This is a genomic window from Kribbella capetownensis, assembly GCF_004331485.1.
GTDB classification, from domain to species: Bacteria; Actinomycetota; Actinomycetes; order Propionibacteriales; family Kribbellaceae; genus Kribbella; species Kribbella capetownensis.
Genome location: NZ_SJKD01000003.1, coordinates 513999 through 535737, shown reverse-complemented (window position 1 = coordinate 535737; position 21739 = coordinate 513999). Strand labels below are relative to the sequence as shown.

Here is a 21739-nt window from a genome sequence, read left to right as displayed (position 1 = left end):
GGAGAGGCGGTGTTCTCTCCGGACGTTGTTCATGAATGAGGGAGTGAGCCCTGATGGGTGAAGCAAGGGCGAAGCAGCTGGCCGACCGGATCCAGGTGCTCGTCGCCGAGCTGCTCGAGCGCCGGGTCAAGGACCCCCGGCTGGGGTTCGTCACCGTGACGGACGCCCGGCTGACCGGCGACCTGCGCGAGGCGAGCGTCTTCTACACCGTGTACGGCGACGAGCAGGCGCGGACCGCGACCGCGGCCGCCCTCGAGTCGGCCCGCGGGCTGATCCGCAGCGAGGTCGGCAAGGCGCTCGGGCTGCGGCACACGCCGAGCGTGGCGTTCTTCCTCGACGCGGTGCCGGAGAGCGCCGGTCACATCGAGGACCTGCTGGCCAAGGCCCGGGAGGCCGACGCCGAGGTGGCCAAGGCCGCCGCAGGCGCCAAGCCGGCCGGCGACGCCGATCCGTACAAGCACCGCGAGGACGACGAGGACGAGCCGGCCGAGTGAGCGGTCCCGTCTTCACCCCGTCGTCCGACGGCGTCGTCGTCGTGGACAAGCCGATGGGGTTGACTTCGCACACCGTCGTGGCCCGGATCCGGCGTCTCGCCGGCACTCGCAAGGTCGGCCACGCCGGCACCCTGGACCCGATGGCGACCGGCGTCCTCGTGGTCGGTCTCAACCGCGCCACCCGGCTGCTGGGTCACCTACAGCTGTCGGACAAGTCGTACGACGCGACGATCCGGCTCGGCGCGACGACGACGACCGACGACGCCGAGGGCGAGATCGTGACCACGGCCCCGGTCGACGGCTTCACCGCGGAGGCGATCGAGGCGGCGGTGGGTGGTTTCCGCGGCGAGATCTCGCAGGTGCCGTCGAAGGTCTCCGCGATCAAGGTCGACGGCCGCCGCGCGTACGAACGCGTTCGCGCCGGCGAAGAGGTCGCCCTCAAGGCCCGCGCCGTCACGGTGTCGCGGTACGACATTCTCGACGTACGCCCCGGCGCGGACTGGATCGACGTGGATGTGTCGGTCGACTGCTCCAGCGGGACGTACATCCGTGCGCTGGCACGTGACCTCGGGGCCGAGCTCGGCGTCGGCGGTCACCTCACCGCACTCCGTCGTACCCGGGTCGGCGCCTTCGACCTGTCGACGGCATACACGCTGGAGTCCCTGGCCGAGGACTTCGTCTGGCGCCCGATCTCCGAGGTCGCCGCGGAAACCTTCCCGCGGTACGACGCCAGCCCCGAACAGGCCGCCGCCATCCGCACCGGCCGACCGCTGTCCGGCCTCAAACTGGCCCTCGGCCAAACCGCCATGTTCGACCCCACCGGCACGTTCCTCGCCCTCTACGAACCCCACGGCCCCGTCGCCAAACCCACCGCCGTCTTCGTCAGCTGACCTGGGCCAGCCGGTCCGGCGCGCCGGTGCGGTGCGGCGGGTTGGTGGACGGCGGTGGCGGGTTTGCGGAAACAAAGTGCCGCCAGGCGACGAGAAGTTTCCGAAGAGCGGGGGGTCTGGACGACGGCGGTTTCTGTCGGTGGGCGGTCTTACCGTCGGAGGATGAGATATGGGTTCGTGTTGCCGATGGGGGATGCTCGGGATGCGGCGGAGTTGGCGGCGCTCGCGGAGGAGAGTGGGTGGGACGGTTTCTTCGTGTGGGAAGCCGTCTGGGGGATCGACGCCTGGGTGATGCTCGGCGCCGCGGCAATGACGACTGAGCGGATCCGGCTGGGGACGATGCTGACGCCGTTACCGCGCCGGAAGCCGTGGGACGTCGCCGGGCAGACGTCGACGGTCGACAACCTGAGCAACGGCCGGGTGACGCTGGCGGTCGGGCTCGGGGTCTCGGGCGAGGATCGATTCTGGCTGTTCGAGGACGATCCGGGCCGCAAGGTGCGCGCGGAGTTGATGGACGAGTCGCTGGAGATGCTGCAGTACCTGTGGCGCGACGAATCGTTCGAGTACGCCGGCAAGCACTACCGCTCCAGGAAGGTCGGAGACCTCGTCCCACCCGCGCCGCCACCACCGGTCCAACAGCCGAGGATCCAGACCTGGGTAGTCGGCGCCTGGCCCCGACCCAAGTCCATGCGCCGCGCGGCTCTGCAGGACGGCTGGCTCCCGAACTACGTCGTACCGCCCGGCGAGAAGCCAGGCGAGTGGACACCAGACCTCCTGGCCGAAGGCGTCACCTGGATCCGCAACGAGCGAGCCGCCCACGGCCTGACCATGGACAACTACGACATAGTCGCCGAAGGCAGCACCACCGCCGACGACCCCAACCCCGCCACCACAGTCCGCCCCTGGTCAGAAGCCGGCGCCACCTGGTGGATAGACGCCGACTGGACCTCCCTAGACCCAACAACCGTCCGCTCCACAGCCGAACGCCGCCTAAAAGCAGGCCCACCCCGAGTGAACTGAGACCCCACGTCACCCACCAACCAGGTCACCCCGGCCATCCCGCTAACCGGTCACGTCGACTGCCGCCGCCGTCTGTCGGATTACAGCGCGTGGGTGGGATGTGCTGGTTACGCTGGAGGGGTGCGTTCTCGTCCGACTTTGCAGTGGGCTCCTGGGCCTGAGGTGTTGGCGCTTGAGCCTGGTACGGCGGACGTCACGCCGATCGCGGACGTGGTCGCCACTGGGGGAGTCGTCGTACTGAGTGGCGCCGGGATCTCCACCGAATCGGGCATCCCGGACTACCGCGGCGAGACAGGCAGCCTTCGCACCCACACCCCCATGACGTACGGCGATTTCACTGCGAGCGAGTCCGGCCGCCAACGCTACTGGGCACGCAGCCACCTCGGCTGGCGGACGATCGCCCGAGCAAACCCCAACACCGGCCACCGTGCGGTCGCAACAATGCAAGCCCGCGGCTACCTCGACGGCGTGATCACCCAGAACGTCGACGGTCTCCACCAAGCGGCCGGCGCCCGCGACGTGATCGAGTTGCACGGGAACCTCGACCGCGTCATCTGCCTCGACTGCGGTACGACGTCCCAGCGGGAAGTCCTCGACCGTCGGCTGAGAGCCGCCAACACGACGTTCGAGGGCGAGGCGACCCGCATCAACCCCGACGGCGATGTGGAACTGCCCGACGACATCGTCCGCACGTTCACCGTGGTCCCGTGCACCGTCTGCGGCGGCGTACTCAAACCCGATGTCGTCTTCTTCGGCGAGAACGTCCCGAAGTCCCGCGTCGAACGGTGCTATCGCCTGATCGACGACGCGAACGCCGTACTCGTCCTCGGCTCGAGCCTGACCGTCATGTCCGGCTTCCGGTTCGTCCGGCACGCCGCGAAGGCCGGCAAGTCGGTGCTGATCATCAACCAGGGCATCACCCGCGGCGACCCGTACGCCGAGTACCGCGTCAACCTCCCCCTCGGCCAGGCCCTGACCGAGCTCATGGAGCAGCTCCAAAGAACCGAGCTGTAGAAACACCTCCGGGCCGGACCGCGCGTGATGTGGTCCGGCCCGGGGGCCGCTCTACGGATTGGAAAGGGTCAGCGTTGCGCGCTGGTCCGTAGGCGGTTCAGGGAGGCCTTGACGGCCTGTGGGGAGGCGGCGGCTTGCCGGGTCAGCACCCGAGCGTGTGCGGCCCACTCCGACTGCTCCGCGGCGGTCACTCTAGCCGGGGCACCGGTCAATGTCTTGAAGGTCAGCGACGCGACACCCGCCTGGCCTTCGAAGCGCGGGTGGTAGTTCAGCGCCCGGAGGACGTTGATGTCCTTGCCCTGGATCCACGCCTGTCCGTCCGGTGCGCAAGCGTCATGCCCGGTCGACGGCCCGAACGTGTCCACGTACGTCGCTCCGCCGGCGGCCGCGGCCGCGGAGATCGCGGTGTTCAGCGCCTGCTCGATCGAGTACAGGTACGAGTAGTCGCCGTCGGCGAACGGCAGGATCGACGGGCAGGTGCCCTGCTCCGGCGCGATCTTCGGGTAGCCGACCAGCAGGACCGTTGCCTGCGGCGACCGTGCTTTGATGCCCTGGACAACGATCGCGATCCGCGTCTGGGTCTGGGCGATCTTCGCCCGCAGCGTGTCCACGCCGTCGACCGTGAAGTGCGCCTTGCACGGCGCCCCCGTCGGATCGGAGGCCCGCAGCCCGGGGCAGGTGCCGACGATGTCGCCGAACACGCCGAAGTCGTTGCCGCCGATCCCCAGCGTGACCAGATCCGTGTCCGGCGTCAGCGCGTCGAACTGCGGAGCGGCCGTCCCGAGGATCGTGCTCTGCGGCTGCGTCATGTTGGTCGTGTCGGCACCACCGCAGCTCACGTCGGTGAACTGGCGCACCCGCAGCATCGTGGCCAGCATCTTCGGGTAGTTGCTGTACGAGCGTGCGCACCCGAGCGACAGCAGATCCGGCAGCGGCACCAGCGGCGCAGAGGTGTACGAGTCCCCGAGCGCGACGTACTTGTGGAAGGCGGGCTCGGCGTTGGCGTTGGACACGGGCAGCGCGGCGACCAGAACCAGCGACGCGCAGGCGGCGACCAGGCGGCGTAGCTTCACAGGACCCTCCCCAGGCTCGGCAGTGCGGCCCCACCCTAAGTTGAGTCACCGCCTGATCACAAGGGGTGATCGCGGACCTGCCGCACGGAACGCCCTCGGGACATGGAATCCTGCTCTCATGCGTGTCTGGCACGGTTTGGACGAGGTGGGTGCGGATTTCGGCCCGTCGGTCGTCACCATCGGCAACTTCGACGGCGTGCACCGGGGTCACCAGGAGGTGCTCGCGCACGCCAAGGCGCGGGCGGCCGAGCTGGGTGGACTGCCGGTCGTCGCGCTCACCTTCGACCCGCACCCGATGATGGTGCTGCGGCCGGATCGGGCGCCGCTGATGCTCAGCGAGCCCGAGGAGCGGGCCAAGCTGCTGGGCCGGCACGGCGCCGACGCCGTGCTGATCCTCCCGTTCAACAAGGAGGTGTCCAGCTGGCCGCCGGAGGAGTTCATCGACCGGGTCCTGGTACGGACGCTGCACGCCAAGGCGGTCGTGGTCGGGGAGAACTTCCGGTTCGGTCACAAGGCGGCCGGGCACGTGGACACGCTCGTCGCGGCCGGTGCCGAGGCCGGTTTCCAGGTCGAGGGTCTGAGCCTGGCCGGTGGCGAGCAGCCGTGGTCGTCGACGTACACGCGGGAGCGGATCGCCGAGGGTGATGTGGAGGCGGCGGCCGAGGCGCTCGGGCGCCCGCTGCGCGTCACCGGCGTGGTCGTCGAGGGCGACAAGCGCGGCCGGGAGCTGGGCTACCCGACGGCGAACATCCCCGCCGACCCACGGGCCGCGGTGCCGCTGGACGGTGTGTACGCCGGCTGGCTGACCGTCCTCGAGCCCGCTCCCGGAGCTCCGGCGTACGACGAACCGCTGCCGGCGGCGATCAGCGTCGGCAGCAACCCGACGTTCGACGGTGTGGACCGGCGAGTGGAGTCGTACGTCCTCGACCGCGACGACCTGGAGCTGTACGGCACCCGGATCGCGGTGGATTTCGTGGCCCGGCTGCGCGGCAGCCAGATCCGGTTCGACTCGATCGACGAGCTGCTGGTGCAGATGAAGGCCGATGTCGACGGCGCACGCCGGATCCTTACCGGGACTCCCTAGGGAGTTCTGAATTAGGGTGACGCGTCCACGGACTGATACGCTGGCTGCTGCCGTCTGAACGGCCGCGGACAGAGAGTGCTCGGGTGAAGAATGCCCCGGTGCGCCGCGCAACGGAAATCGAGAGGAACTCTGTGTCATCTGTTGATGCTGCAACGAAGAAGAAGATCATCGGTGAGTACGCCCTGACCGAGGGTGACACCGGGTCTCCTGAGGTCCAGGTCGCGCTGCTGACGCACCGCATCGCCGACCTGACCGAGCACCTGAAGGAGCACAAGCACGACCACCACAGCCGTCGTGGCCTGCTGCTGCTCGTCGGCCAGCGCCGCCGGCTCCTGAACTACCTGGCGAAGAAGGACATCAACCGCTACCGGTCCCTGATCGAGCGGCTCGGCCTTCGCCGATGACGTCGCGAGGAGCGGCCCCCGAGTCCCGGGTGGCCGCTCCTGGCGTATTCGTGCCCAGGCACGAGCTCAACAACTGAATAACAGCAAGAAAGACGAACGAGGCGACGCGAAGCGCGTGGCGGGAGGACGACCGGTCCTCGGTAGTGGCTTTCGGGAGAACTCACAGTTCACCCGCGGGCCTCGATCGAAGACCGGCACCCCGGTAGCTCGCGCCTCGCTGTCGTCCACAGTGAGAGAGGGGTATCCCGTGACGGGATCCACCGGTACGCCCATGGAGGGCACCGAATTCGCCGAGGCCGTGCTGGACAACGGCAGCTTCGGCACCCGCACCATCCGCTTCGAGACGGGCCGTCTGGCCCAGCAGGCCGCCGGCTCCGCCGCCGCCTACCTCGACGGCGACACGATGGTGCTGTCGGCCACCACGGCCAGCAAGAAGCCCAAGGACCAGTTCGACTTCTTCCCGCTGACGGTCGACTGCGAGGAGCGGATGTACGCCGTGGGCCGGATCCCCGGCTCGTTCTTCCGCCGGGAGGGCCGTCCGTCCGAGGAGGCCATCCTGACCTGCCGGCTGATCGACCGCCCGCTGCGGCCGTCGTTCGTGTCCGGCCTGCGGAACGAGATCCAGGTCGTCATCACGGTCCTGGCGCTCAACCCGGACACGCTGTACGACGTTCTCGCGATCAACGCCGCGTCGATGTCGACCCAGATCGCGGGCCTGCCGTTCTCCGGCCCGATCGGCGGCGTCCGCGTCGCGCTGATCGACGGCCAGTGGGTGGCTTTCCCGACCCACACCGAGCTCGAGGACGCGGTCTTCGACATGGTGGTCGCGGGCCGGGTCACCGAGACCGGCGACGTCGCGATCATGATGGTCGAGGCCGAGTCGACCCCGGGCACCTTCGAGAAGGTCGCCGCCGGAGTCCAGGCGCCGACCGAGGAGATCGTCGCCGCGGGCCTGGAAGCCTCCAAGGGCTTCATCAAGACCCTGGTCGAGGCGCAGGCCGACCTGGCCGCGCGGTCCGCGAAGCCCACCGGTGAGTTCCCGATCTTCCCGGACTACGCCGACGACGCGTTCGCCGCGGTCGAGGCCGCCGCGTCCGAGGAGCTGGCGCAGGCGCTGACCATCGCCGGCAAGCACGAGCGCGAGGACGCCACCGACGCGGTCAAGGCCGCCACGGTGGACAAGCTGGCCGCCGACTTCGAGGGCCGCGAGAAGGAGCTGTCCGCGGCGTTCCGGTCGCTGACCAAGAAGCTGGTCCGGCAGCGGGTGCTGAAGGACAAGGTCCGCATCGACGGCCGCGGGCTGGCCGACATCCGGCCGCTCAAGGCGCAGGTGCGGGTGCTCCCGCGGGTGCACGGTTCGGCGCTGTTCGAGCGCGGCGAGACCCAGATCATGGGTGTCACCACGCTGAACATGCTTCGGATGGAGCAGCAGCTGGACACGCTGTCCCCGGAGACCCGCAAGCGCTACATGCACAACTACAACTTCCCGCCGTACTCGACCGGTGAGACCGGCCGGGTGGGTTCGCCGAAGCGCCGCGAGATCGGTCACGGCGCGCTGGCCGAGCGGGCCCTGGTGCCGGTGCTGCCGTCCCGCGAGGACTTCCCGTACGCGCTGCGCCAGGTCTCCGAGGCGCTCGGCTCGAACGGGTCCACCTCGATGGGTTCGGTCTGCGCCTCCACGCTGTCGCTGCTGTCCGCCGGTGTGCCGCTGAAGGCCCCGGTCGCCGGTATCGCGATGGGCCTGATCTCCGGTGAGGTCGACGGCGAGACGCAGTACGTCGCGCTGACCGACATCCTCGGTGCCGAGGACGCGTTCGGAGACATGGACTTCAAGGTCGCCGGCACCAAGGACTTCGTCACCGCCCTGCAGCTGGACACCAAGCTGGACGGCATCCCGGCCAGCGTGCTCGCGGGTGCGCTGACGCAGGCCAAGGACGCGCGGCTGACGATCCTGGACGTGATGGCCAAGGCCATCGACGCGCCGGGTGAGATGAGCGAGTTCGCGCCGCGGGTCATCTCGGTGAAGGTCCCGGTCGACAAGATCGGAGAGGTCATCGGCCCGAAGGGCAAGATGATCAACCAGATCACCGAGGACACCGGCGCCGACATCTCGATCGAGGACGACGGCACCGTCTACATCGGCGCGACCGACGGTCCGAGTGCGGAGGCCGCGAGAGCCGCTATCAATGCGATCGCGAACCCGACCATGCCGGAGAAGGGTGAGCGCTACCTGGGCACGGTCGTCAAGACGACCAACTTCGGTGCGTTCATCAGCCTGCTGCCGGGCAAGGACGGCCTGCTGCACATCAGCAAGCTGCGTGGCCTGGCCGGTGGCAAGCGGGTCGAGGCGGTCGAGGACGTGCTCTCGGTCGGCCAGAAGCTGCAGGTCGAGATCGCGGAGATCGACGACCGCGGCAAGCTCTCCCTGATCCCCGTCCTCGAGGAGGACGAGAAGAAGGGTGACGACAAGGCGGCCGAGTCCGCCGAGTGACCCGAGCGATCACCAGCACACTGCTGAGCCCGGAGGCGGGCGGTCCGGTCAAACGGACCGTCCTGCCCTCCGGGCTTCGTGTGCTGTCCCAGTCCGTGCCGGGCTTCCGCTCGGTCACCTTCGGCGTCTGGGTCGGCGTCGGCTCCCGGGACGAACCGGAGCAGCTGGCCGGCGCGACGCACTTCCTCGAACACCTGCTGTTCAAGGGCACCGAGCGCCGTGACGCGCTGGAGATCTCCGCCGCGATCGATGCGGTCGGCGGCGAGATGAACGCGTTCACAGGCAAGGAGTACACCTGCTACTACGCGCGGGTGCTCGACTCCGATCTCCCGCTCGCCGTCGACGTCATCTGCGACATGATCACCTCCGCCACCCTGACGAATGCGGACGTGGAGAGTGAGCGCGACGTCATCGACGAAGAGATCGCGATGCACGCCGACGAGACGTCGGACCACATCCACGACCTCTTCGCCGAGCAGCTGTGGGGCAGGTCGCCACTCGGCCGCTCGATCACCGGGACGCCGGAGTCCGTCGCCGGACTGTCCCGCCAGCAGGTGGTGGGCTGGTACCGCCGCCGCTACAAGCCGGCCAACATCGTCGTCTCGGTCGCCGGCAACGTCGACCACGCCGACGTCGTTCGCCTTGTCCGCAAGGCGTTCGAGCGCCACTGGGTGACCACCGAGGCCGAGCCGGCTCCGGTACGCCGTGCCGTCGCCACGCAGGCGCCGACGTACGGCGGGGTGCGCGTGCACCACCGTGATGTCGAGCAGGCGCACCTGGTGCTCGGGATGCCGGGCCTGGTCCGCAGCGACACACGCCGGTACGTCGCCGGCGTACTGCACGGGATCGTCGGTGGCGGCATGTCGTCGCGGCTGTTCCAGGAGGTCCGGGAGAAGCGCGGCCTGGCCTATTCGGTCTTCACGTTCGGCTCGGCGTATGCGGACTCCGGCATGGTCGGCGTGTATGCCGGCTGCCTGCCGAAGAAGGCCACCGAGGTGCTCGACGTGGTCCGGTCCGAGCTGCAGTCGATTGCCAGCGGCAACATTACGCCGGACGAGCTGCTCCGCGGCAAGGGCCAGATGCGCGGCTCGGTCGTGATGGGCCTGGAGGACACCGGCGCGAAGATGACCCGGATCGCCAAGGCCGAGCTCGTGTACGGCGAACTGCCCACCGTCGACGAGATCCTGCACCGGATCGACTCCGTCACCCTCGACGAGGTTTCCGCACTCGCCGCCGAGCTGTACGCCGGCACCCCCGCCCTCACCGTGATGGGCCCGTTCGACGAGGACAGCACCGCCTTCGCGGTCTGAGGTTCACCCTCGACAGCCCCGCGGCGCAGGGGCAGACTATCGAGCTGGGAGGGGGTCCCAGCATGACCACGACAACTACATCGGCAACACAAGCATTGGCCGACGACTTCCGCGGTGACCTGGTTTCTCCGGGCGATCCGTCGTACGACGAGCAGCGGAAAGTCTGGAACGGATCGATCGACCGACGGCCCGCACTCATCGCCTGCTGCACCGGAGCCGCCGACATCCGCGCCGCGCTGGCGTTCGCCCGCCGGACCGGCCTGCAGGTGGCGGTCCGCGGCGGCGGCCACAGCTTCCCGGGTCACTCGACCTGCGACGGTGGCATTCTCATCGATCTCGCCCGGATGAAGGGGATCCGGGTCGATCCGGTTCGCCGTACGGCGCGTGCGCAGGCAGGGGTCCTGCTCGGTGAGCTGGACCGCGAGACGCAGGCCTTCGGTCTGGCCACGCCGTCCGGCATCGTCACGCACACCGGGGTCGCCGGACTCACGCTCGGCGGTGGGATCGGCTGGCTGATGCGGAAGTACGGGCTGAGCATCGACAACCTGATCTCGGCCGACGTGATCACCGCCGAAGGCGAGCTGGTGACCGCGAGTGAAGACGCGAACGGCGATCTGTTCTGGGGGATCCGGGGTGGCGGCGGGAACTTCGGCATCGTCACCGAGTTCGAGTTCCGGCTGCATCCGGTCGGGCCGGTCATCTACGGCGGCCCGATCATGTGGCCGATGGAGAAGTCGCCGGACCTGATGCGGTTCTACCGCGACTGGATCACCGGCGTACCCGACGACCTCACCACCGCGGTGATGCATCGGTGGATCCCGCCGCTGCCGTCGATTCCGGCCGAACTGCACGGCCGTCCGGTGGTGGTCGTGCTGGCCTGCTACGCCGGTTCGGTCGAGGACGGCGAGCTGGTCGTGGCGCCGCTCAAGGCGTTCGCGCCACCGGTGCTGGACATGTGCACGCCGAAGCCGTACGTCGACCTGCAGGCGATGTTCGACCCGAGCTTCCCGCACGGCCGGTGGTACTACACGCGGTCCTCGGACGTCAGCACGCTGTCGGACGAGGTGATCGACATCGCCGCCGCGCGTGGGATGGCGATCACCTCGCCGTACACGTCGTACCCGATCTTCCAGCTTGGCGGCGCCATCTCCAGGGTGAGTCCGGACAGTACGGCGTTCGGCGCGCGATCGAGCGGGCACACGTTCAACTTCGTCGGTGTGACGCTCGGTCCGGACGGGTTCGAGGAGCAGCGGCAGTGGGTGCGCGACTCGTGGCAGGCACTCGAGCCGCACCAGTCCGGCGTGTACGTCAACTTCCTGAGCGACGAGGGCACCGACCGGATCCGGTCCGCGTACGGCGCCACGACGTACGACCGGCTGAAGGACCTCAAGCAGAAGTACGACCCGGGCAACCTGTTCCACCTGAACCAGAACATCCGGCCGCATTGACGCGATAGTCTTCGAGCTGTTGTGTCGCGTCACCACGTGATCTGCCTCTGGATCCCTCGCTGAACGGGCTGTGTCCCACGGCAAGGGTGTCAAGCACTTGACGGCCCGACGTGCCGCACCGCGCTGGATCGACCCAGCGCGGTTTGGCCTGCCGTCTGCGAATGAGGATCACCGTGCTGACTCCGCTGTGGGATGCGTTTCGTACCGCCCGCGAATCCCTGTCCGACGCCGTCCGGGTCGCTCCGGGCTGGTTGCTCTTCTACTCGACCCTTGTCCTCGGCCAAGCTGTCCTTCCGGGCGCTCAGGTCGTCCTGCTGCGCCGTCTGATCGACGGCCTGGACCGAGGCCACGCCTGGGTGCCGCTGATCGGGCTCACGGTGGTGGTGGGCCTGATGTATCCGCTCGCGCAGGTGGCGACCGGCTGTGGCCAGCGGATGATGCTGCGGCTGAGGTTGCACTACCGCGCCGAGCTCGCGCAGGTTGCCGCCCGGCTGAGCCCGAGCCGCCTGTCCCGCCCCGACGTGACGACGGATCTGGAAGCCGCCCAGTCGGCGACGTGGCCGATGGCGGACGTGCCCGGACGGCCGGTCCAGGTGCTCGGCGCGGGCGTGACCTCGGTCGTGCTGTGCGCGGCGATCTGGTCGATCAATCCGTGGTCCGGAGGACTCGTCCTCGCCGCGCTCGTACCGACGGTGGTCGCGTTCACTGCCATCGCGCGGATGGAGTCCGCGAAGTGGCCGAAGGTTGCGGAGAAGGACCGCGTCGCCGGGTATGCCACCGAACAGCTCATCCAGCAGCGTCCTGCAACCGAGCTGGCGGCCCTCGGCTCCGGCGTCAAGGTCGCGCGGCTGGTCGCCGAGCGCCGGGCCGGCGCGACCCGGATCCAGGACGGGATGATCGGGATGGCCATGACGGCGGAGCTCGCGGCTGCCGTCGCGACCGTCCTGCTGTTCGGCGGTGCGCTGGTCGCCCTGGTGCTCGGCGGGGCGACCGGGGGAGCAGCTGCCGCGGCCGTTGCCGGAACCATCTCCGGACTGAACGCGATCCGGTTGTGCGGCTACGCGTTCGGCACGATCGTCACGACCGCGCCGCAGGCCCGGATCTATCGCCGGTTCGTCCGGAGCGCTCCCGAGCGGGAGCCGCAGCTCGTCGTACCGCGGGTCGAGTCTGTTGCCCTGGACAACGTCACCTTCCGCTATCCGGGCGCGCCGGAGCCGGCCTTGCTGGACGTGTGTATCGAGGCACGGCGTGGTGAGCTCGTCGCATTGGTCGGCGTGAACGGGGCGGGCAAGTCGACCGCGGTCAACCTCCTCGTCGGCAGCCTGGCGCCGGATACCGGGCGGGTGCTGATCGACCGTCGGGACGCTGTGGAGCTGAGCGAGAGCGAGCGGCTGGGACACTTCGGGCTGCTCGTGCAGGAGTTCGGGCGGTTCGAGTTCACGCTCCGCGACGCCATCGCCCTCGGCTCCCCGGGGCCGGTGTCCGACGACGAGATCCGGGCTGCGCTGGCGGGTACCTTCGCGGCGGACGTTCCGCTCGGCACGCAGTTGGGCCAGCAGTGGGGCGGCACCGGAATCTCGGGCGGGCAGTGGCAGCGGCTCGCGCTGGCACGGATCCGGCTGCGGAACGCCGGTGTCTGGATCCTGGACGAACCCACGTCCGCCATCGACGCCGAGGCCGAGCGCGAGATCTTCGCCGAACTGCGGCGTACCAGGGACACCCGGATCACGATCGTGGTCTCGCACCGCGCCTGGACGCTTCGCGAGATGGACCGCATCTACGTCATCGACGCCGGCTCCGTGGTTCAGCAGGGGACGTATCCGGAGCTGATGGCTCAGCCCGACGGTCGGTTCGCGCGGCTGTTCGCAACACCACCGGAGTGAGCAGACCGGCGGCCGCGAAGAGCAGAGCCACCAGGAGCCAGCCGGTGAGACCCAGCGGGATGGCCAGGGTAGTCAGGACGATCGGGCCGGCGAGGTCGCCCATGCCCCTGCCGGTGGCGTGGGCGCCTTGATACTGGCCCACCAGGCCAGGTGGGGCCAAGGCGTAGCTCGCGCCCCAGCCGGAGGCAGCTTCGAGGATCTCGCCGGCGACGTGGGCCAAGGCAGCGAGCAGGAGCAGGGCGATCGTCAGTCCGCTCGACGTGATGGTGGTCAGGGACAGTACGGCACAGGACGCGGCGAGCAGCAGACCGGCGCGACGGCCTGCCCGGCCGGCGCCGGTCAAGGAGTCGGTGCCCCGGGTGAGACGGATCTGGAACAGGATCACGGCGCCGGCGTTGACGATCAGCAGGACCGAGATGACCCAATGCGGCGCGTCCGTCCGCGTCGCGACCCACACCGGCAGGGCGACGTTCAGCATCGTGTTGTGGATGTTGAGTACGCCGTTCAGCCCCATGAACCGCACGAACGGTCCATCACGCAGTACCTGCCACGACGACAGCTCGTGAGCCTTCATCGCCGGCACCCGGGGCAACCGGAAGACCAGAAGACCGGTGGCGAGAACCAGTACAGCGGTCGTCAGCAAACCGATGCGATACGCGGCAGGCGACCCCACCGCCAGCGCGATCCCGCCGAGTCCGGCGCCGCAGGCGAAGCCGATGTTGGCCGCCACCCGCACCTGGGCGCGGACCGGAAGCCGAGATTCGGGTGGCACCACCGCGTGGATCACCGCGCCCTGTGAGCTCCGGTAGCCGAGGTCCGCGACCGCCAATGCCAAGGCCACCACGGCATAGCCGGGTACGTCCCCGACGACGACCAGCCCGGCTGTCGCCAGAGCCTGCAGACCGAACATCGCCGCGTACATCTCCCGCGCCCCGAGCCGGTCCGCGAGGTGCCCGAGCCAGATGCTCGCGCTCACCGCCACGGCAGTCGTGGCCGTCAGGGTGAGTCCGACCGACCGCAGACTCAACCCGACCACCTGGGTCACGAACAGCGCCGAGAGGGTCGCGGCGATCCCCGACCCGGACCGCCCCACCACCGAGATCAGCAACAACATCGGATGAGTCACGGGGTACGACGCTAGGTCGATTTTGTCCCATGATCCTGGTCCAAGCCGGGTCTAGAATCCTGGGCCATGCGGGATCTGCATCTGATCGTCGACCGTTCGCTTGGCGTCCGCGCCGGGGTCGAGAACGCCCTGAGGGAGGCGATCCGCACCCTGCCACCCGGCACCCGGCTGCCGTCCTCACGGGCGCTGGCGATCGACCTCGGCGTGGCCCGCAACACGGTCGCCGAGGCCTACAGCCAACTCGTCCAAGAGGGCTATCTCACCGGTGACCGTGGGGCCGGTACCCGCACCGCGACGAGTCCGCAGAGGCCGGCCGAGCGGCCCGCGACGACGACCGAGCCGGCCGTCGTCCACGACCTGCGCCCAGGCAGACCCGACGTCTCCAACTTTCCCGTCGCCGCCTGGAACTCGGCCACCCGTCGCGTCCTCAACACCCGCCCCCGCGAGGCCCTCCAGTACGACGACGCCCGCGGGCCCGCCTACGCGCGCGAGGTCCTGGCCGGCTACCTGAGCAGGGCCCGGGGTGTCCGGGCCGAACCTGACCAGATCGTGCTGTGCAACGGCGCACGCCAGGCTGTCTCGCTCCTCGCCCGCGCGGCCGCCGCACAGGGTACGAAATCGTTCGCGTACGAACGTCCCGGCCAACCCGCGGTCCCGGCTCAGCTCGAACGCGCCGGACTCGAGCTCAGGCCGGTCGAGGTCGATCACCACGGAGCCGTCGTCGGCCAGTTGGGTGACGCGGGCGGCGTCGTACTCACGCCGGCGCATCAGTTCCCCACGGGCGTGTCGCTCGCGCCCAAGCGGCGTACCGAAGTGCTCGAGTGGGCTCGGGAGGCTGGGGCGATCGTGCTGGAGGACGACTACGACGGCGAGTTCCGGTACGACCGGCAGCCGATCGGCGCCCTGCAAGGACTCGCTCCCGATGTCGTCGCCTACGCGGGGTCGGCGAGCAAGACCCTCGCACCCGGCCTCCGCCTGGGCTGGCTCGTCCTGCCGCCGCGGCTGGTCGAGCCGGTTGTCGAGGAGAAGACCTGGGACGACCGGCACAGCGACACGCTGACCCAGATGACGCTCGCCGCCCTGATCGAGTCCGGTGCCTACGACCGCCACGTCCGGGCGTCCCGGCTGCGGTACCGGCGCCGCCGCGACGAGCTGATACGGGCCCTCGGCAACTACCGGACCAGCGGCATCGCCGCCGGTCTTCAGGTCGTCGTCGACCTCACCGGCCGCGACGAGGACGCGGTCCTGCGCACCCTCGCCGAGCACGAGGTGGTCACCTTCGGCATGTCCCACTTCGGTGCGGGTCTGCCGCCGGCTCTGGTGGTCGGGTACGGCGCGCCGGCACAGCATGCATGGGGTCGAACACTCACCGCACTCGTCGACGGCCTGGCGAGTGCGCATTTGTGAGCATCTGGGTTTTGGCCGAGATCTGACGTGACGTCTGATGACTCGGCGCGCTTATCGGATTAAGGTAGCCCGGGCCTGCCCATCGGATCACTGGTCGTCTGAGGTCTTGGGAAAGTAACGCCTGCGTTACGCGCCGCCGCTTTGCGCCTGACAACGTTGACATGCGCAGTTTCGACCAGGGAGCATGACGCTTGATCCGCCCGCCTAGCGGCGCTTTGCCGAGGAAGTTGGTTCGACCGTGCGACGTCTGACTGGGGTTCTGGGGGTGACAGTCGGCCTTGCGCTGTTGCTGTCGTCCTGTGGTGACGGCAAGAGCAGCAGTGGCTCCGGTTCCGGGGACAAGAGCGAGATCATCGCGATCGCCGCCGACCCGCTGGAGTACATCAACCCGCTGAACGAGAACGGCAGCCCGGGGATCCAGGTCGCGATGGCGGTGTTCGCGCCGCTGGTGACCACGGACCCGAACACCGGCAAGCTGCAGAACGTGATGGCGGACTCGATCACGCCGGACAAGACCAGCCAGACCTGGACGGTCAAGCTGAAGCCCGGCAACACCTTCCAGAACGGCCAGGCGCTGACCGCCAAGGACTACGTCGACAGCTGGAACATGACCGCGCAGGGCTCGAACGCCTGGAAGAACAACGGCTTCTTCTCCAAGGTCGAGGGGTACGACGCGCTGAACCCGCCGACCCCGGACGGCGCCACCCCGAAGCCGACCTCGGTGAAGACGCTGAGCGGACTCAAGCAGGTCGACGACCTGACCTTCACGGTCAAGCTCAAGGTGCCGTTCTCGCAGTTCGGCCTGACCCTGCAGTACTTCGGCCTGGCGCCGCTGCCGGAGGAGGTCCGCAAGAACCCGGACGCCTACAAGCGCAAGCCGATCGGCAACGGCCCGTACAAGATGGCGGCCGACTGGAACGCCGGCGACGACATCAAGCTGGCCAAGTGGGACGGCTACAAGGGCCCGAACGCGCCCGAGGCGCAGTCCATCACCTACCGCTTCATTCCGAACGCGGACACGGCGTACAACGAGTTCCTGGCCGGCAACGTGGACTTCGTCGACGTACCCCCGACCAAGGTGAAGACCTTCAAGTCCGACGCCCCCGACGGCTGGGTCACGGCGGTCAGCTCCGGCGCCAACTACCTGGTCATGCCGGCCTGGGACGCGCGGTACAAGAACCCGAAGCTGCGGCACGCGTTCTCGATGGCGATCGACCGGAAGGCGTTCGCGGACCTGGTCGGGCTGTCCGACCCGGCCAAGGGCCTGATCGCGCCGGACATCGACGGCTACCGCGACAACGCCTGCAAGTACTGCGACTACGACCCGGCCAAGGCCAAGCAGCTGCTGCAGGAGGCCGGCGGGTTCTCCGACCCGGTCATCATCAGCTACAGCACCACGTCGGCGACCGGGCAGATCTTCGCCGAGGCGATCGGCAACATGCTCCGGCAGAACCTCGGCCTGACCGTCAAGTACTCCGGCAAGGCGGGCTCGGACATCACCACGCTGGCCGACACCCGCAAGCTGGACGGCCTGCGGTTCAGCGGCTGGGGTCACGACTACCCGTCGATCGAGGACTACCTGACGCCGATGTTCAAGTCCAACGGTGACGCGAACTTCGCCGGCTACAACAACCCGGCACTGGACGCCGTACTGGCCAAGGGTGACGCCGAGCCGGACCAGGAGAAGGCGATCAAGATCTACCAGCAGGCCGAGGACATCGCGCTCGAGGACATGCCGCTGATCCCGCTGTACACCAAGTCGAACGCGTACCTGCACTCGGCCAAGATCGAGCCGAGAGTGTCCAAGTACGTCGGTGTCTCGGCGCTCTACGCCACGTTCAAGTGATCCGGTTCATCCTGCGCCGCATCCTGGCGGCGATACCGATCGGCCTGATCGTCACGCTGGGGGTCTTCGCGCTCGTCTTCGCGATGCCCGGGGACCCCCTGCGGGAACTGGCCGGCGACAAGCCGATCCCGGCCGCCGTGCTGGCAGCCAAGCGGGCGCAGTACCACCTCGACGATCCCTTCATCGTCCAGTACCTGCTGAGCATGAAGGACATGTTCACCGGCCACTTCGGTACGACGTTCGCCGGTGCGGACATCGCCGACCAGTTGCGGCTGCGGATCCCGGTCACGCTGAAGCTGGCTACTTTGGGCCTGGTCTTCCAGTGGATCGCGGGCCTGCTGTTCGGCCTGTACGCCGGCTTCAAGCGCAACGGCGTGATGGACCGGTTGCTGCTGCTGGCAACACTTGTCGTGCTCGCGGTGCCGGGGCTGGTGCTGTACTTCACCGGGCAGTACCTGTTCGGTGTCGAGCTGAAGTGGCTGCCGGTCTCCGGTACCCGCGACGGCTGGCCGATGTCGTACCTGCTGCCGGCGATCTGCATCGGCATCACCGGGTTCGCCGGACTGGCCCGGCTGACCCGGACGTCGATCGTCGACACGGCGAACTCCGACTTCGTCAAGACCGCCCGGGCGAAGGGGCTCGGCGAGCAGCGGATCCTGTGGCGGCACGTGCTGCCGAACGCACTGCTGCCGGTGGTGACGCTGATGGGCATCGACTTCGCCGGCATCTTCGCCGGTGCGGTGCTGGCGGAGAGCATCTTCAACCTGCCCGGGCTCGGCCAGTTCATGTTCCAGGCGATCAAGCTGAAGGAGGGTGGTGTGGTGGTGCTGCTGTCCACCCTGGCGTTCCTGATGTTCATCCTGATCAACCTGGCCGTCGACGTCATCTACGGCGCGATCGATCCGAGGGTGCGCAATGTCTGAGACCTCGCAGGTCTTCGGGGCCGAGACACAGGACCTCGAAGGCCGGACCCTGTCGAACACCCAACTGCTCCGGGCGTTGCTGCGCAAACCGCAGTTCGTCATCTGCCTGGTGCTGGTGCTGACGTTCTTCCTGATGGCCGCGGTGCCGCGGTTGTTCACCTCGGTCGACCCGCACTTCTGCGCGCTCGCCAAGTCCGCTCACAGTCGCGAGCCGGGGCACCCCTTCGGCTTCGACATCCAGGGCTGTGACTACTTCGCGAACGTGATCTACGGTGCCAGGCCGTCGGTGCTGGTCAGCCTGGTCGCCGGGATCGGCGGGTTCGTGGTGGCCGGCATCCTCGGCCTGCTGGCCGGCTACTTCCCCGGTCTGGTCGACACGGCGATCTCGCGGGTCGCGGACGTGCTGTTCGCGCTGCCCGGCCTGATCGCGCTGATCGTGATCCTGAACTCGGTGCCGAACCGCAGCATCTGGATCATCGTCGCGATCATCCTCGTGACCGGGTGGCCGCAGGGGATGCGGGTGATGCGCTCCACGGTGTTCTCGGTCCGCAACCGCGAGTACGTCTTGGCGGCCCGGTCGGTCGGGGTGCCACCGCTGCGGATCCTGCGCAAGCACGTGTTCCCGAACGCGATGGCGCCGCTGCTCGCGATGACCACGCTCGGTATCGGCGGTCTGATCGGGCTGGAGGCCGTGCTGACGTTCCTCGGCGTCGGCCTGCAACCGCCGTCGATCTCCTGGGGATCGCAGTTCGGCGTGGCTGCGTCGTACCGGGAATCCCCGCACCTGTTCCTCTGGCCGGCGTTGTTCATCTCGACGATGACGATCTCGTTCATGATCATCGGCGACTCGATCCGCGACGCCCTGGACCCGAAGTTGCTGAGATGACGACACCTGGTGAAGTACTGCTGAAGGTCGACGACCTGACCGTGGAGTTCGACACGCCGCACGGCCCGGTCCGGGCCGTCGACGGAGTGTCCTGGCAGGTCAGGGCGGGGGAGACACTGGCGATCCTGGGCGAGTCCGGGTCGGGCAAGAGCGTCTCGACCCAGGCGCTGACCGGCATCCTGGAGATGCCGCCGGGCCGGATCGTGTCGGGTACGGCGGAGTACCGCGGCGCCGACCTGATCGCGATGACCGTGAAGGAACGCCGCAAGATCGTCGGCGACCGGATCACGATGGTGTTCCAGGACTCGCTGTCGGCGCTGAACCCGGTGCAGTCGGTCGGGACGCAGATCGCCGAGTGCTACCGGGTGCATCGGGGCTTGTCGAAGAAGGACGCACTGAAGCGGGCGGCCGAGATGCTCGACCAGGTGCGGATCCCGGCCGCGGCGCGACGGGTGCGCGACTACCCGCACGAGTTCTCCGGCGGCATGCGACAGCGGGTGATGCTGGCGATGGCGCTCGCGCTGGATCCCGACGTACTGATCGCGGACGAACCGACCACGGCGCTCGACGTGACTGTCCAGGCGCAGATCCTCGAGCTGATCGCGGACCTGCAGGCCGAGCGGGACATGGGCGTCGTGCTGATCACCCACGACCTCGGCGTGGTGTCGGACGTCGCGGACAACGTGGTGGTGATGTACGCCGGTCACGTCGTCGAGCGCGCATCGACTGCGGAGGCGCTGGACCATCCCGTGCATCCGTACACCGAGGGTCTGCTCGGCTCGATGCCGTCGGCGGACCTCAAGGGTCAGGAGCTGCCGACGATTCCCGGTACGCCGCCGTCGCTGCGGGCGATCCCGTCCGGATGCGCGTTCCGGACCCGGTGCCCGATGGCGATCGACGAGTGTGCCAAGGAGGTCCCGCCGTTGCTCACCGTCGCGCCAGGACGGGACGCCGCGTGCATCCTTCGCACGTCCATCTCCGAGCGGGAGGCGGTCTGATGGCCGAAGAGTTGCTGGTGGCAACGGATCTGGTGAAGCACTACGACATCAGCCCGGCGCTGTCCTTCGGCGCCAAGACACTGGTCCGGGCCGTCGACGGTGTGGATCTGACGCTGCGCAAGGGCGAGTCGCTCGGCATCGTCGGCGAGTCCGGCTGTGGCAAGTCGACGCTGGTCCGGCTGCTCGCCGCCCTGGAGAAGCCGACCTCGGGCCAGATCGAGTACAACGGTGTCGACGTCAGCAGGTTGCGTGGCCGGGAACTGCGCCGCTGGCGCCAGAACGTGCAGGTGGTGTTCCAGGATCCGTACTCGAGCCTGAACCCGCGCATGCGCGTCGGCGAGATCGTGGCGGAGCCGCTGGAGGTTCACCCGGACGTCTCGAAGGGCATCGACATCCGGGCCCGGGTACGCGAGTTGCTCGACCTGGTCGGCCTGCGGGCCGAGGACGAGTCGAAGTTCCCGCACCAGTTCTCCGGTGGGCAGCGGCAACGGATCGGGATCGCGCGGGCGATCGCGCTCAACCCGGACGTGCTGCTGTGCGACGAGCCGGTGTCCGCATTGGACCTGTCGGTGCAGGCGCAGGTGGTGAACCTGTTGATGCGGCTGCAGCGTGAGCTCGGTCTCAGCATCATCTTCGTCGCCCACGACCTGTCCGTGGTCCGGCACGTCTCGGACCGGGTCGCGGTCATGTACCTGGGCCGGGTTGCCGAGTTGGGCGAGCACCAGCAGGTGTACGACGTACCCGCGCATCCGTACACGCAGGCGCTGCTGTCCGCAGAGCCCGGACTGGCTCGGCAAGGCCGCCAGCGCATCGTCCTGGCCGGCGATCCGCCGTCTCCGGTCCTGCCTCCATCGGGCTGCCGTTTCCACACCCGCTGTCTCCGTGCGGAGTCGCGCTGTAGCACTGAGGAACCACAACTGCGGAAACTCACCTCCGGCCAGACGGTCGCCTGCCACTTCGCCGAGGACGCCCAAACCGCCTACGCCTCCGCGGCCTCGGTCTGATGCTGATCGATCCCCGGCCATCGGACGATCCCGCGCTCACCTTGCTGCTGGACCTCGCCTTGAAGGAACTGTTCACCCGCTACCCGGACAGCCCCTCGACCCACTGGGTCGATCCGGCCACCAGCTTCCTCGTCGCGCTGGACGACGGTGACGGGCTCGGCTGCATCGGACTGATGCCGGTGCACGACGGGGTCGGCGAGATCAAGCGGATGTTCGTGCACGAGAACCACCGCGGGCAAGGGATCGCCCGGCGACTGGTGGCGTCGGTCGAGGCGGTGGCGAGGCACCGAGGTGCGACCTCGCTCCGCCTCGCCACTGGCACTCGCCAGCCGGAGGCGGTCGCCCTGTACGAGTCGCTCGGTTATCGGGCGATCTCGCCGTACGGCAAGTACGTTCACGATCCGCTGGCGCGGTGCTACGCGAAACGCCTTACCTGAC

General features: G+C 68.7%; 19 protein-coding genes. 17 read left to right on the top strand and 2 right to left on the bottom strand.

Annotated elements, in window-relative coordinates; genetic code table 11:
* The first annotated feature begins 53 nt into the window (after positions 1-53).
* From rbfA to E0H75_RS17235, 4 genes are all read left to right on the top strand, one after another.
* On the top strand, positions 54-494 hold the full coding sequence (gene rbfA / locus E0H75_RS17250) for a 30S ribosome-binding factor RbfA (protein ID WP_202873017.1): 441 nt from the start codon (positions 54-56) through the stop codon (positions 492-494).
* The gene (gene truB / locus E0H75_RS17245) at positions 491-1384 is read left to right on the top strand and encodes a tRNA pseudouridine(55) synthase TruB (RefSeq protein WP_165553803.1); all 894 of its coding nucleotides are present in this window, start codon (positions 491-493) and stop codon (positions 1382-1384) included. Before rbfA ends, truB begins: the two co-directional genes overlap by 4 nt.
* A gap of 162 nt (positions 1385-1546) precedes the next feature.
* Positions 1547-2404, top strand: a complete 858-nt coding sequence (locus E0H75_RS17240) for an LLM class flavin-dependent oxidoreductase (RefSeq protein WP_131514549.1) — start codon at positions 1547-1549, stop codon at positions 2402-2404.
* 120 nt (positions 2405-2524) lie between these two features.
* Positions 2525-3418 (top strand): NAD-dependent protein deacetylase, encoded by an 894-nt coding sequence (locus E0H75_RS17235; protein ID WP_131514548.1) that lies wholly within the window; start codon positions 2525-2527, stop codon positions 3416-3418.
* Positions 3419-3486: 68 nt separating this feature from the next.
* Here E0H75_RS17235 and E0H75_RS17230 read toward each other — a convergent pair whose 3' ends face one another.
* The gene (locus tag E0H75_RS17230; protein ID WP_131514547.1) at positions 3487-4491 is read right to left on the bottom strand and encodes an SGNH/GDSL hydrolase family protein; all 1005 of its coding nucleotides are present in this window, start codon (positions 4489-4491) and stop codon (positions 3487-3489) included.
* A gap of 118 nt (positions 4492-4609) precedes the next feature.
* Here E0H75_RS17230 and E0H75_RS17225 point away from each other — a divergent pair, with 118 nt between their 5' ends.
* From E0H75_RS17225 to E0H75_RS17200, 6 genes are all read left to right on the top strand, one after another.
* Positions 4610-5575, top strand: a complete 966-nt coding sequence (locus E0H75_RS17225; protein WP_131514546.1) for a bifunctional riboflavin kinase/FAD synthetase — start codon at positions 4610-4612, stop codon at positions 5573-5575.
* Between the two features lie 131 nt (positions 5576-5706).
* Positions 5707-5979 (top strand): 30S ribosomal protein S15, encoded by a 273-nt coding sequence (gene rpsO, locus E0H75_RS17220; RefSeq protein ID WP_131351575.1) that lies wholly within the window; start codon positions 5707-5709, stop codon positions 5977-5979.
* Positions 5980-6250: 271 nt separating this feature from the next.
* Positions 6251-8470, top strand: coding sequence for a polyribonucleotide nucleotidyltransferase (locus E0H75_RS17215; protein ID WP_131514773.1), 2220 nt, complete (start codon positions 6251-6253; stop codon positions 8468-8470).
* Entirely contained in the window at positions 8467-9780 is a 1314-nt protein-coding gene (locus E0H75_RS17210; protein WP_131514545.1) for a M16 family metallopeptidase, read from the top strand. The genes E0H75_RS17215 and E0H75_RS17210 overlap by 4 nt, the downstream gene beginning before the upstream one ends.
* Positions 9781-9842: 62 nt before the next feature.
* Complete coding sequence (locus E0H75_RS17205; RefSeq protein WP_131514544.1) at positions 9843-11228, top strand: FAD-binding oxidoreductase; 1386 nt, start codon at positions 9843-9845, stop codon at positions 11226-11228.
* A 161-nt stretch (positions 11229-11389) separates the two neighbouring features.
* A complete protein-coding gene (locus tag E0H75_RS17200; RefSeq protein ID WP_131514543.1) occupies positions 11390-13111 on the top strand; it encodes an ATP-binding cassette domain-containing protein in 1722 nt (573 codons plus the stop codon).
* On the opposite strand, the gene E0H75_RS17195 is transcribed toward E0H75_RS17200, so the two are convergent.
* A complete protein-coding gene (locus tag E0H75_RS17195; protein ID WP_238163077.1) occupies positions 13011-14237 on the bottom strand; it encodes an MFS transporter in 1227 nt (408 codons plus the stop codon). The genes E0H75_RS17200 and E0H75_RS17195 overlap by 101 nt on opposite strands.
* Positions 14238-14303: 66 nt before the next feature.
* Here E0H75_RS17195 and pdxR point away from each other — a divergent pair, with 66 nt between their 5' ends.
* From pdxR to E0H75_RS17160, 7 genes are all read left to right on the top strand, one after another.
* Complete coding sequence (pdxR, locus tag E0H75_RS17190; RefSeq protein WP_131514542.1) at positions 14304-15644, top strand: MocR-like pyridoxine biosynthesis transcription factor PdxR; 1341 nt, start codon at positions 14304-14306, stop codon at positions 15642-15644.
* 265 nt (positions 15645-15909) lie between these two features.
* Entirely contained in the window at positions 15910-17490 is a 1581-nt protein-coding gene (locus E0H75_RS17185) for a peptide ABC transporter substrate-binding protein (RefSeq protein ID WP_238163076.1), read from the top strand.
* The gene (locus tag E0H75_RS17180) at positions 17487-18413 is read left to right on the top strand and encodes an ABC transporter permease (protein ID WP_131351586.1); all 927 of its coding nucleotides are present in this window, start codon (positions 17487-17489) and stop codon (positions 18411-18413) included. Before E0H75_RS17185 ends, E0H75_RS17180 begins: the two co-directional genes overlap by 4 nt.
* A complete protein-coding gene (locus tag E0H75_RS17175) occupies positions 18406-19299 on the top strand; it encodes an ABC transporter permease (protein ID WP_131351589.1) in 894 nt (297 codons plus the stop codon). The genes E0H75_RS17180 and E0H75_RS17175 overlap by 8 nt, the downstream gene beginning before the upstream one ends.
* Positions 19296-20297 (top strand): ABC transporter ATP-binding protein, encoded by a 1002-nt coding sequence (locus E0H75_RS17170; RefSeq protein ID WP_131514540.1) that lies wholly within the window; start codon positions 19296-19298, stop codon positions 20295-20297. Before E0H75_RS17175 ends, E0H75_RS17170 begins: the two co-directional genes overlap by 4 nt.
* Positions 20297-21301, top strand: coding sequence for an ABC transporter ATP-binding protein (locus tag E0H75_RS17165; RefSeq protein ID WP_131514539.1), 1005 nt, complete (start codon positions 20297-20299; stop codon positions 21299-21301). Before E0H75_RS17170 ends, E0H75_RS17165 begins: the two co-directional genes overlap by 1 nt.
* On the top strand, positions 21301-21738 hold the full coding sequence (locus tag E0H75_RS17160; RefSeq protein ID WP_131514538.1) for a GNAT family N-acetyltransferase: 438 nt from the start codon (positions 21301-21303) through the stop codon (positions 21736-21738). Before E0H75_RS17165 ends, E0H75_RS17160 begins: the two co-directional genes overlap by 1 nt.
* Position 21739 lies beyond the last annotated feature (1 nt).

Coding starts and splice junctions, on each gene's coding strand:
- rbfA (WP_202873017.1), top strand. CDS start 54: ATGGGTGAAGCAAGGGCGAAGCAGCTGGCCGACCGGATCCAGGTGCTC.
- E0H75_RS17240 (WP_131514549.1), top strand. CDS start 1,547: ATGAGATATGGGTTCGTGTTGCCGATGGGGGATGCTCGGGATGCGGCG.
- E0H75_RS17225 (WP_131514546.1), top strand. CDS start 4,610: ATGCGTGTCTGGCACGGTTTGGACGAGGTGGGTGCGGATTTCGGCCCG.
- E0H75_RS17215 (WP_131514773.1), top strand. CDS start 6,251: ATGGAGGGCACCGAATTCGCCGAGGCCGTGCTGGACAACGGCAGCTTC.
- E0H75_RS17205 (WP_131514544.1), top strand. CDS start 9,843: ATGACCACGACAACTACATCGGCAACACAAGCATTGGCCGACGACTTC.
- E0H75_RS17200 (WP_131514543.1), top strand. CDS start 11,390: ATGAGGATCACCGTGCTGACTCCGCTGTGGGATGCGTTTCGTACCGCC.
- pdxR (WP_131514542.1), top strand. CDS start 14,304: ATGCGGGATCTGCATCTGATCGTCGACCGTTCGCTTGGCGTCCGCGCC.
- E0H75_RS17175 (WP_131351589.1), top strand. CDS start 18,406: ATGTCTGAGACCTCGCAGGTCTTCGGGGCCGAGACACAGGACCTCGAA.
- E0H75_RS17170 (WP_131514540.1), top strand. CDS start 19,296: ATGACGACACCTGGTGAAGTACTGCTGAAGGTCGACGACCTGACCGTG.
- E0H75_RS17165 (WP_131514539.1), top strand. CDS start 20,297: ATGGCCGAAGAGTTGCTGGTGGCAACGGATCTGGTGAAGCACTACGAC.
- E0H75_RS17160 (WP_131514538.1), top strand. CDS start 21,301: ATGCTGATCGATCCCCGGCCATCGGACGATCCCGCGCTCACCTTGCTG.